Source organism: Bartonella sp. AU16XJBT (genome assembly GCF_028618665.1).
In the GTDB taxonomy this organism is placed as follows: domain Bacteria; phylum Pseudomonadota; class Alphaproteobacteria; order Rhizobiales; family Rhizobiaceae; genus Bartonella.
On sequence record NZ_JAQITF010000024.1, the window covers coordinates 1 to 11,281 of the forward strand.

Below are 11,281 nucleotides of genomic sequence, written 5' to 3' on the forward strand. Positions count from 1 at the left end.
AAAATTTAGCGATGTTGGGAGCACCGTTTCTTGGAGCCTTTGTGTTAGATCACACTTCTTCTGGTAAGTTATTCCTTCTTTCTGGCGTGGTTGGATTATGTTGTTTATTCGGGATCAGGATGTTGGTGAACAGTTCTTTGCCAATTGTTTCTTCAAAATGATGGGCGCATCAATGAAACACGTATTTTATCCGATCATGCAATACTGCTCTTTGAGATTGATATTGGGCAATAGATTTTACAATGCGTGTGTTTTTTTGTGCAAGGGTGTGGAATATTTTCGCGGTGGGCTTATCTGTCGGGTCTGATGAAGCAGCCTCCTTTAGGGAGCCTGATCAGTCAGGCGCTGTGGGTAAGAAGCTGGGGGGAGTGCATTGTTTACAGACCGCATTGTTCGCAGAGCAGAGCGGGTTTTTCGTTTGTCATTTTCTGTAAAAATGTAAAAGCGTAAAAACGTGTATACGTAAAAAAAGGAAGAGGAAGTAAAGGACGTGGAGGCTTTATGCGTTGTGGAGGTTTTGGGGTGTGTTGGGCTTTTGGGGTGTGGAGGCTTTTGTCATAGCGTGGAATGGGGTGAGAGGATTTTGGAGGTTAAGAGGCTTGTGAATGGTGCGTAAGATGGGGTGAAGAGCGATCTTAAGGGCGTTGACTGGAATGAAGAGTGGGGGCAAAATATTCGGTTTTGATGTTTTGGGAGAATGTTGGGGGAGGTTTGAAGGGGATATTTCTGATGCAGGGATGTTGGTTGAATCGATATTGCAGCTTTGAAACTTTTGCTTTGTGAGTCATCTTTCAGGGCTGGTTCATCAGTTGTTAAAGCAAGATGGGGTGAAGAGTATTGTTCGCAGAGCAGAGCGGGTTTTTCGTTTGTCATTTTCTGTAAAATCGTTGAGACGTAAAAAAGGAAGAGGAAGTGAAGGACGTGGAGGCTTTATGCGTTGTGGAGGTTTTGGGGTGTGTTGGGCTTTTGGGGTGTGGAGGCTTTTGTCATAGCGTGGAATGGGGTGAGAGAAAGGGGGAACAAGTCTTGTGAATGGAGTGCAAGTTCTGGACGCTTCGTTGCTTCCATGATAATGGCCTAAGTTTTAAAAAGACATTGTCAATGGTGTGGAGGGGCGTTGGGGGGATGGTTGTAAGCACGGCAAATTTGAAATCATTCAGTTGAAGGTGAATCCAAGCACGTCTTATCCAAGGTTGGAGAATGTGTGAAGGGTTTTGTTTGTGGATGATGCGTTCAAAAAGCTTGTGATGATTGTTCGTCTAACAGAGCCTCAATGCGTTTTTGAAGCTTGTGCATTTGTGGGGTGTCGCCTAATGCCGTTTCATAAGCTTTGAGCGCAAGTTCTGGACGCTCCGTTGCTTCCATGATAACGCCAAGTTCAAAAAAGGCACTGTAATTGCACGGGGGCATTGGGAGCTATAGGGCTGGTTTATTGGCTGGGATGGAGCGTTGTGTTTTATTTTAAGGTTGGAGGATGTGTAAGGTGTGTTGTTTGTGGATGATGTGTTCAAAGGGCTTGTGGTGATTGTTCGTCTAACAGCGCCTCAATGCGCTTTTGAAGCTTGTGCATTTGTGGGTAGTAGTCTAATGCCGTTTCATAAGCTTTAAGCGCAAGTTCTGGATGCTCTGTTGCTTCCATGATAACGCCAAGTTCAAAAAAGGCTATATAGTTGCGCGGCTCAAGTTCAAGAGCATGGTTGAGATCAAGCATGGCAAGTTTGAAATCATTCAGTTGAATGTGAATCCAAGCACGTCTTATCCAAGCTTCAGCGTGACTAGGTAAAAGTGCAAGAGCATTATCAATATAATCAAGTGCAAGACCATAATCATCGCTGTTGATCGCATTTTCAGCCCATGACATTAAAAGATCAATCGTTTCACTCCCCGATTGGGACCATAAATGTTGAAGTTGTTGACTGATCTTTTTCGCTTGAGCAACATCAGCACAATATTTCAATTCTTTCAGTAAACGTAAAATTTCTGCTTCTTTGCGTTGCTTTATACTGTCAACATGGGAAAGCTGCTCTGAGTCAAAATCTTCAAGAATAATCGCTGATGAGTCAGAATCAGAGGGCGTTGCAGAAGAAGGAGGAGAATTGGGAATGAGATCATCTAACGGTAAAAGCGATTGGGGAGAAGGACGATCTTCAGGAAGCGAAGGAGGATTTTGTCCATATCCCGAAGAAATGAAACAAAAAATACCAACAAAAGAAAGAAAAAAAATGCGCTGGAAAATGTAGAAAAAACGCAACTGAAAAAATCGAAAAACTTTTAAAAAAATAGAAAAATCCATAAAAACAAGCCCCCAAAAGATAAATCACCAAACATTATCAAACAATGGACTCGTAACCAATAGATTTATGCCCCCAAAAAAATCTTAAGGGAAAATTTTTAAGCCTACAAAAAGTAGGCATAAAAAAAATTAACCCTAAAGAATTAGCCTTGACGTGCTCTAAAACGCGGGTTCGTTTTATTGAGGATATAAACACGACCCTTACGACGCACCAAACGATTGTTACGGTGGCGCTCCTTTAGTGCTTTAAGCGAATTTTTAATTTTCATCATATTCACCGTTTAAACAGTTTACATAACACAATATTACAATACTATAACACTTACAATATCATAACAACATTACAACCGCACTATAAATCATAACCCCAATACGACAATACACTGCTTACCACACGAATATTGCATTATGATATCATACTTGCATCATAATATTACACGATACACTTTTTCACTGTGATCACAAAAAGAAAAACGCACCTTTAAGGCACGTATTAACACACTTCATTAACACAACGAATAAGTGAAAATTGCAAAAAAGTGGACAGAATTTAACAAGAAGACTTATTCTTGTCAAGGGTTTCTCTGCGATAAAAAGGGTGTCTTGATGGTTGCCTTGAAGATAAAAACATTGAGAAAAAAAAGTACTAAAGAGTGAGAACAAGCTAAAAGCTTCTTAGTTTTGAAAAAATAAGCCTTGTTCAAGCGGAGAGTTGAAAGGGTGAGCGTGCTGTTAAGCTGCTGGATTGTTGAGGGGGGGGTCTTTTAAGGGGGGCGTGGAGGAGAAGTGGTTTGTAGGAGCGTGTGAAGCAGTGAGGTGGGGTTGAAAGAATTGAAGGGTTTAGAAGCACGCGCTGTTAAGTCGCTGGATATCGCTGTGAGCAGAGGTGATGTTTTTTCAGTTCATTGGGGGGAAAAGTGTGAAAAAAACTTTTTATAGGGGGATTAAGATCTGCTGGCTGGTCCCGTTAATTGAATGACATGGCCCATTTTGCGGTGGGGTTGGGCTGTGCGTTTGCCATATAAATGGATCGAAGTGTGCTTTTGCGTGAGAAAATATTTTAAAGTGTTCAAATTGTTTCCAAGAAGATTGGTCATTTGGCAATCACTATGGCGATAGGGGCTGCCTAAGGGAAGACCACAAATCGCACGGATATGCTGCTCAAATTGTGAGGTGATGCAGGCTTTTTGCGTCCAATGACCAGAATTATGCACACGCGGGGCTAATTCATTTACTAAAAGGCGACCATCCGTTAAGACAAAAAATTCAATGCAAAGAACACCTACATAATTAAGAGCATTCATCACTGTAACGCTGATGTTTTGGGCGGCTTTTTGTACCTTAAGGGGAATATGGGAGGGAACAAAGGATTTATGAAGAATTCCGTTTTGATGTTGGTTTTCAGGACAATCATAAAAAATATGCTCCCCTTGTTTTGTGCGGGCCGAGAGAACCGAAATTTCCGATAAAAAAGGAACGATTTCTTCTAAAATACAAGGCTGTTCCTGAAAAGTTTTTAAGGCTTCTTCAAGGGTTTGTTTCGCGGGATGATCAAGCTTGATCTGGTTTTTCCCATCATAACCAAAACGACGCGTCTTTAAAAGACCACGGCCGTCTAAGCTATCAAGAGCAGAAACAAGAGAAGAAAAATCGTCAACAGCATGCCATGAGGCGGTGCTGATCCCTTGATCTTGTAAAAATTGTTTTTCAAAAAGTCGATCTTGTGCGATCTCTAAGGCTTTAGAAGAAGGGTAAACAGGCTTGCTCTTTTCTACATATTGAACCGTTTGAAGCGAAAGATTTTCAAATTCATAGCTGACAATATCACACTGAGCAATAAAATGATCTAAGGCTGATATGTCATCATAGGAGGAAACAATATGGTTGTTGGCTGTTTGAGCGGCTGGGCAATCGGCTTCAGGGCAAAAAATAACCGTTCGAAATCCTAATTCTGCCGCCGCTATGGCGAGCATGCGGGCTAATTGTCCGCCGCCGATTAAACCGATGACGCTGCCTGGAGGGAGCATGCTGGATGATTTGGTGGTGCTGGATGGTGGGGTGGTGCTGGATGGTATGGTGGTGTTGGACGGTGAGGTGGTGTTGGATGAAGCGGGCGTGTTGGAAAACGCAGCCATTTTAAACCTCCGTGACAGGCGTTAGGGCGACATCGGCTGTTTGTTGCTGGCGCCAATCTTCTAATCGCTGGGCGAGATCATGATCATAAACGGCCATAACGGCTGCGGCTAAAAGTGCTGCATTAATGGCGCCTGCTTTGCCAATGGCTAGTGTGCCAACCGGTATTCCTGCTGGCATTTGCACGATTGAAAGCAAAGAGTCTTGACCAGAAAGAGATTGTGAGTGCACTGGAACGCCAAAAACAGGAAGGGGGGTAAGCGCTGCGAGCATACCAGGAAGATGGGCCGCACCCCCAGCTCCGGCAATTAAAACTTTAAAACCTGCCGATTTTGCTTCTTTGGCAAATTGATAAAGACGTTCAGGAGTGCGGTGGGCTGAGACAATATGCGAACTATGAGAAATGCCAAGATTCGTCAAAATATCTGCACTATGGCACATCGTTCGCCAATCCGATTGGCTCCCCATTAAAATCGCGACATCACATGATTTTTTCGTCATTCTCCATCCTTTTCAAAGATTCAAGGCGATTCTTTACCATTATTTTTTAAGAGTTTTATAGTCTCTTTGCAAAGCCAATCTCTGGTAGAGAAACAGTTTTCTTTAAATAAGATTGAAAGGTCAAAATTTAAAGGGCAATACAGCAGCTGAAAAATACCCTCTTGAAACTCATGAAGCACTATCCTTTGAGCTTGTGGTGTGAAACATGTTGAATGGTGGGGACGTTAAACAGCGAGAATGTCGTTTACTTTGAAGCAAAAAAATACATGTTGGAAATACATTTTGGAAAAGACTTTAAATATAAGGCTTTTAGAAAATATCTCATTTCTTGTTGCTAAAATAAATACCGTTACCATATATTGTAAAATATGGTGCAATTTGAAACACTGTTTATAATAAAAAAGAGATTTTTATGGCAAAAGTGCGTTGTAAATAAGGATATTTGTTGAGAAAAATAACAGAAGAATATCTTTCATTTCAAAGGCTTTTTATTTTGCTGTTCAGGTATGGGGGAAAATAGACTCTTTAAATAATTGCTGAAATAAAGAATGCGAATAATCGACGCTTTAGCGCTTTTGTTTAGAGACCTTTTTAGGCGATTATATCTTTCATCATTTCTTCACATAAATGTAACGATAATACCATAAATATAACGATAATACTAAAGTGAAGGATGAATTGTGAATAATAAATCCATGGTCTCTTTTTTGCCCAATTTTTTAATATGTTGAACCCTCATAATTAAGAAATAATAGTTAAACACCGGAATATTAAGAAAGGAGATTTGAAAGTCATGTTTTTTCCATTTTTGATCGCTTTAGGCACTGCAATAACAACGGTGTATGGCAAAAAAAATATAAGTTATGTTTTATGGGCTATTTTGTTCGTTGTTATTCTTCTTACGTTTAATCATCACGCAACTTCTACTTTAAACTTATCTTTTTGAGAGAATAGCCATGGAAAATGTTGAAAAAAAAAATCCTCATTTCGTCATCTTTATGAATACACTAGGACTGATTGGTTTATCCATTGTCTTGATGGTCGCTTTTTATTATCAATTGGTAAAATTTGAGTTACCTTGCCCCCTTTGTTTGTTGCAACGCGTTGGATTGATGCTGGCAGGATGTGGGTTCTTGCTCAATATTCACCATAAGGTGAAAAATACCCATTATGGCATGGTTATTATCGGTTGTATGGTAACCAGTGCTGTTGCTGCACGGCAGGTATTTTTGCATATCACACCTGATGATCTGGGATATGGTTCAACGTTCTTTGGATTGCATTTTTATACTTGGGCTTTCATTATTTCTGTTCTTTGTATCTTTGCTGTTGCATTCGTCATGATTTTAGGCGAATTGGCACACAAGTTTAAAGAATTTTCTGCTTTTCCAATCTTGGGTAAAACAGCAAGTTTCTTATTTGTATTTTTAATTGCGGCAAATTTGATTTCTACCATACTGGAATGTGGAGGCGGACAATGCGCAGATGATCCTGTAAGGTATGAATTGTTATCAAATTGGTTCCCTTCACAGTCTTGAATTTTTTTAATTATTCCTCATCATAATTTTACGGCTAAAGAGGCGGAGATGTTGAAAAATCCGCTTCTTTTTTATTGAGGCGGTAGTTTATCAAAATTTTTGATCTTCTCAAAGTGATCTTTTATCGAGAGATTGACTTTTATGCGTGTTTGCGATTGATCTTTTTTTAAGAAAGACTTGGCTTGTCGTTTTTTTAAAGCTCGCGTTATTTTTAAGCGATGTTGAAGGGGCGACGCGAGGGAGCTTGTTTGAGCCGTTGGATTGTCGAGTGGCTGGGGGAGTGAAAAACTTGTTTTTTAAGGGCGCATTAATGATAATAATTTTTTGCTCTTGATTTTTTTAAACTTTGTATTAAGTAACCTCTTGTATTCATTTTGGTGCTTCTGAAGTATCTTAAATGCTTCTAGAGGGATTAGTTTAAGATTTCGAAAATTATCTAAATAATTTTCTGTAGAGGTTTGTTTATGAGAGACAAACCTTTTTTTTTATCTTCTTTTTAGATCTGTCCTTTCTCTGTGAAGCCTTTGTTTTAGAAAAGGATGAGCGTTTTGATGATGATTCTTCCTACGAAAAAACATTGACATATAAGAACAATTTATCGTTGTAGACGGTGAAGGAAAAAATCAAAAAAAATCTCTCATGTCCAACTTTCTTAGCGTGAATCCATTTAATAGATCTTTGTCCATCATAAAAAAAACACTGCATGTGGAGCAAGATTCTTTTAAAAAGTTGTAAAAATGCTTCTTATAAACCCTTTCGATAATCAAAATTGGATCGCAAAATTTTGCGCTGGTCAATAAAGTCAATGGGACCAGTTTATCATCTATGATTAAAGTGAAGATAAGGGGGATTGAAGTGAAAATGGCCGCGAGATTTTAAAGGTGGTTGTTTAAAGCGTGGTCGTGTCATCATTTTATAAAGATGTTTCTGTAAAGATGCAAAAGCGTAAAAATAGAAATACGCAAAAAAGAGCAGAGAATTTATGCGTTTATGGCGTGTTGTCACCAATGACATGGAACGTATGGGGATGCGTTTTTAAGGGGAAAAATTCCCTTCACATCTTTGCCATCTCATTTTATTCAGTTTTATGATTTTCAAAAGCATTTAAGGCAATGTCTTTTAAAAAATGGAGATTGCTTTACGCTTTTATTTATCATATTTATTGTATGTTTTTTTGGGCGCACAACCTTTAGGCAAAACGGAATGCTCCAAACCAAATATACTGGGTTTACCAAATATACCGGGGTTACTAATTTACGGGCTTGTTTTAATGAGAAATCCCCAAGCTCTTTTTGCGACGGCGTTTATGAAGGGTAGAAGGGCAGAGTCCCCATGAAGTGTGTAAAATTTATAGGGCGCTTTCATCTTTACGCTTCATAAAAGAGTAAACCGGTATCATATGCTTTGCTAGCCCTAAAATATTGCGACAGCCTTTGGCACTTGAGACGGTTACATGCCGTTCTTATACAATTTTTACGCCACGCAGGCTTACTTGCTTGTAAAGTGCAAGAGAGGTGATTGATTCAATATAAACAAATTTTAACGAGAGAATCTTAAGGTATTCAACATTCTCATTCAAATTGAATAACGCTATATTATCATTATAAAACAATATTTTATCCAAAGTGGAGAGAAAAGCCTCAGTGGAGAGCGCTTTAGATGAAGTGTGTTGAGTGAGGAAAGATGGGCTAGGCGGGAAGGGATAAGCGTGAGGCGGTGAAGTCTGTCGTGAATGGACGAGGATGTAGAATGTTTGTGAAAAAAAGCGGAGGCTTTTTGGGGGAGAGGGGCTTTTATCCTTTTTACGCGGCATGTGTTTAGGGTGTGGAAGGCACAGTTGAGAGACGTAATGGAAACGGGCACTTTCATCTTTACGCTTCATAAAAGAGTAAACCGGAATCATATACTTTGCTAGCCCTAAAATGTTGCGACAGCCTTTGGCACTTGAGACGGTTACATGCCGTTCTTATACAATTTTTACGCCACGCAGGCTTACTTGCTTGTAACGTGCAAGAGAGGTGATTGATTCAATATAGAGGATTTGAAATGAGAGAATCTTACAATATTCGAGACTCTCATTCAATATGTAAAACAGTGAAAATTCTTTATAAATCAAAATCTTGTCGTTGGAGAGCTTTGTCTTGAATCGTGGAAGATGCTCAAAGGCGCGGAGAGAAAAGTTTAGGGCGTGGATAAATTGTCTATTCTATTTTCAGCAAACTGTTATGTGAACCGCATGAGTGGTTGCTCAAGTGTCATTGGCCGTGAGAAGCCGGATTGTTCATAAATTGGCGCTGGATGGAACCTTCGTCCTTTGAGGTGAGGGGTGGAGGCACGTTAATCAGTGTTTTTATCGGAATTTTGTCTACAGATTTCTGTAAAGATGTAAAATCGTAAAACGTTGATCTGTAAAAAGGAAGGGGAGTTAAGGATGTGGAGGATTTATGTTCTGCGTATGTTTTTGGTTGTTTGTCACATGCTATGGAATATGGAAGCGGAGGGTTGGGGGGAGCGAGTCTGTGCATGAGGGGCAAGCTTGGATGAAGAGGTGTGTTAAGGGCATTGATTGGAGAAAAGAAGGAATGTGGGAAATAAACGGGGGCGCTGTGTACAAGAGCCGGTGGTACAAAGGGATGAAGAATAGCGTGGAATGTGGTGAGAGGATTTGGAGGTGAAGAGTCTCGTGCATGAGGGGCAAGATGGGAGGCAGAAGGGGGGGGATAACTGGAGCGAAGAGGGGGTAAGTTTGTTGGTGCGTTGATGAGAGGGGGGATGGTGGAGGGAGAGAATGCGTGTGATAGGTTAGAGGGGACGGTGCGTACAAGAGCAGGTGGTGCGAAGGGCTGAAAGATGGCGTGGAATGGGGTGAGAAGATTTGGAGGTGAAGAGTCTCGTGAATGGAGGACAAGATGAGATGAAGAGCTATGTTAAGTGTACGGGTGTGTTAATGAGAGGGGATGGTGCGTACAAGAGCTGATGGCGCAAAGGGAGGGATGCGTGAAGGAAGGCGTGAGGGGATAGGGATTGCTTGTTGCACTTGATATCAGCCTCGTTTGAGTGGCGGTGATCCGAGGTTAGTTAGGGGGGCTGGGTGAGAAGTTGGATTATAGAGCATTATTGTTTACAGAGTAGCGCGGGGTGGTTTGGAAATTTCATTTGTTATTTTCTGTAAAGATGTAAAATCGTAAAACGTTGATCTGTAAAAAAGGAAGGGGAGTTAAGGATGTGAAAGATTTATGCGCTGTGTATGCCTTAGGTTGTGTCGGGCTTTTATCATGGCGTGGAATGGGGTGAGAAGATTTGGAGGTGAAGAGTCTCGTGCATGAAGGGGCAAGATGGGTGGCAGAAGGGGGAGATGACGGGTGAGACTTGTGCGTGGAGAGATAAGTTGGGATGGAGACGGGGGACGAGGATGTGTTGATGGGAGAGGGATGGGAATGGCGTGCGTGAGGAGGAAAAAGTATGGTGTGAAGGAATGGGGCTTACTCGTAGGTTTCTATAAAATGCTGTTGTTTAAGGCGTGGGGAGATGGGAAAATTCTTATCCGTAAGAATATGCGTTGTGTTGGCAATATGCGGATGGATGGATTGCTTTTTGTATTTAAACGTGACGAGGCAAAAAAGAGTGTGAGGAAGAGAATGTAAAAGAGTTTGTTTGAAGGGGGGCGTGAAGAATGGCGTGAGGGGCTAGTGTGATGGATTTAGCTTGTTGCTTTCGATAGAACATTGCCCTTTGAGGTGCATCAATTTTACCAAAAGGGCTCTCTATGAGCGAATAATGTTGATGTGCGTGCTTTTGCTAATCAGAGAGCAAGCATAAAATTGCCTTCTGTTTTTTCGGTTGGAGTTCTCTGAAACTTTTTAAAAGGGCAAATTCTTTTTCACTATAGGTGTATTGATTATGGTGGGAAAGATTTTCTTTTGAGAAAATATCCGCTGTCACAAGATCTGCATAAAAAAAGCTTATCGGAACTTCTAGTTTTTGAGCGATTTCCAGTAAGCATTTGGCGCTTACACGGTTCAACCCTTTTTCATATTTTTGGATTTGTTGAAAACTCACACCTAAAAAGCTTCCTAATGCCTTTTGAGAAAGTTCCATGGCAATGCGTCTATGACGAATTCTTTTGCCTATAGAAATGTCGATAAAATGTGGATCTTTAGTTGGCACTTTGCACCCCCCTCCGGTTGCGAGCGCCCTCGCATTGGTATTCCGGGAGTTAAAAGCACTGAGTTCAGTCAGCCTTTTGCTTTTAGTGCTAGAGCGCACCTGGACATAGCAAAAGCTCCCGGAATCCGGGATATACCAGTAAAGTGGTATCGATTTTTATGTACTGAACTTAGGGCTTTTAACCCCTTTTGATCGTTGCGTAGACGACCAAAATATCTTTTAAGTGATAAATGAATTTCAGAAAGTTGGCAAGAGAAATGAAAATATTTTTTACTCTGTTATGGTTGTAAAGTAGTCTTGTTTAAGAAGGAAAAAAGAGCAGGAATATTCGGGATAGCTTGGTTAAATCTGATGAAATTTTATCCTTTGAGGGGGGGATGAATTTTACCAAAAGGGCTCTCTATGAGCGAATAATGTTGATGTGCGTGCTTTTGCTAATCAGAGAGCAAGCATAAAATTGCCTTCTGTTTTTTCGGTTGGAGTTCTCTGAAACTTTTTAAAAGGGCAAATTCTTTTTCACTATAGGTGTATTGATTATGGTGGGAAAGATTTTCTTTTGAGAAAATATCCGCTGTCACAAGATCTGCATAAAAAAAGCTTATCGGAACTTCTAGTTTTTGAGCGATTTCCAGTAAGCATTTGGCGCTTA

The 11,281-nt window shown here is 40.5% G+C and carries 9 protein-coding genes and 2 pseudogenes; 4 read left to right on the forward strand and 7 right to left on the reverse strand.

Translation table 11 applies throughout. From position 1 onward, the window contains the following. Nucleotides 1–827: 827 nt before the first annotated feature. Nucleotides 828–992: a hypothetical protein gene (locus PVV66_RS08500; protein ID WP_273719372.1), complete on the forward strand. Its 165-nt coding sequence runs from the start codon at nucleotides 828–830 to the stop codon at nucleotides 990–992. 241 nt (nucleotides 993–1,233) lie between these two features. Here the strand turns inward: PVV66_RS08500 and PVV66_RS08505 are convergent. From PVV66_RS08505 to purE, 5 genes and pseudogenes are all read right to left on the reverse strand, one after another. Beyond that, nucleotides 1,234–1,416 (reverse strand): annotated as a pseudogene (locus PVV66_RS08505) (hypothetical protein); the annotation flags it as partial. Between the two features lie 91 nt (nucleotides 1,417–1,507). Further along, nucleotides 1,508–2,293, reverse strand: coding sequence for a tetratricopeptide repeat protein (locus tag PVV66_RS08510; protein WP_273719373.1), 786 nt, complete (start codon nucleotides 2,291–2,293; stop codon nucleotides 1,508–1,510). A 143-nt stretch (nucleotides 2,294–2,436) separates the two neighbouring features. Beyond that, nucleotides 2,437–2,562, reverse strand: a complete 126-nt coding sequence (gene ykgO, locus PVV66_RS08515; RefSeq protein WP_004863016.1) for a type B 50S ribosomal protein L36 — start codon at nucleotides 2,560–2,562, stop codon at nucleotides 2,437–2,439. A gap of 675 nt (nucleotides 2,563–3,237) precedes the next feature. Next, nucleotides 3,238–4,428 carry a 5-(carboxyamino)imidazole ribonucleotide synthase gene (locus PVV66_RS08520; RefSeq protein ID WP_273719384.1) on the reverse strand — a complete coding sequence of 397 codons (1,191 nt, stop codon included), beginning with the start codon at nucleotides 4,426–4,428 and terminating at the stop codon, nucleotides 3,238–3,240. Between the two features lies 1 nt (nucleotide 4,429). Further along, on the reverse strand, nucleotides 4,430–4,927 hold the full coding sequence (gene purE / locus PVV66_RS08525; protein WP_273719386.1) for a 5-(carboxyamino)imidazole ribonucleotide mutase: 498 nt from the start codon (nucleotides 4,925–4,927) through the stop codon (nucleotides 4,430–4,432). Nucleotides 4,928–5,720: 793 nt separating this feature from the next. Between purE and PVV66_RS08530 the strand changes: the two genes are divergently transcribed. The 3 genes from PVV66_RS08530 to PVV66_RS08540 all read left to right on the forward strand — a co-directional run bounded on the left by PVV66_RS08530 (nucleotide 5,721) and on the right by PVV66_RS08540 (nucleotide 10,109). Further along, complete coding sequence (locus PVV66_RS08530) at nucleotides 5,721–5,873, forward strand: DUF5993 family protein (protein ID WP_005774735.1); 153 nt, start codon at nucleotides 5,721–5,723, stop codon at nucleotides 5,871–5,873. A 10-nt stretch (nucleotides 5,874–5,883) separates the two neighbouring features. Continuing rightward, a complete protein-coding gene (locus tag PVV66_RS08535) occupies nucleotides 5,884–6,465 on the forward strand; it encodes a disulfide bond formation protein B (protein WP_273719390.1) in 582 nt (193 codons plus the stop codon). Between the two features lie 3,362 nt (nucleotides 6,466–9,827). Then, nucleotides 9,828–10,109, forward strand: a complete 282-nt coding sequence (locus PVV66_RS08540) for a hypothetical protein (protein ID WP_273719391.1) — start codon at nucleotides 9,828–9,830, stop codon at nucleotides 10,107–10,109. Nucleotides 10,110–10,263: 154 nt separating this feature from the next. Here PVV66_RS08540 and PVV66_RS08545 read toward each other — a convergent pair whose 3' ends face one another. Continuing rightward, nucleotides 10,264–10,632, reverse strand: coding sequence for a helix-turn-helix transcriptional regulator (locus tag PVV66_RS08545; protein WP_273719392.1), 369 nt, complete (start codon nucleotides 10,630–10,632; stop codon nucleotides 10,264–10,266). A 434-nt stretch (nucleotides 10,633–11,066) separates the two neighbouring features. Next, nucleotides 11,067–11,281: pseudogene (locus PVV66_RS08550) on the reverse strand (transcriptional regulator); the annotation flags it as partial.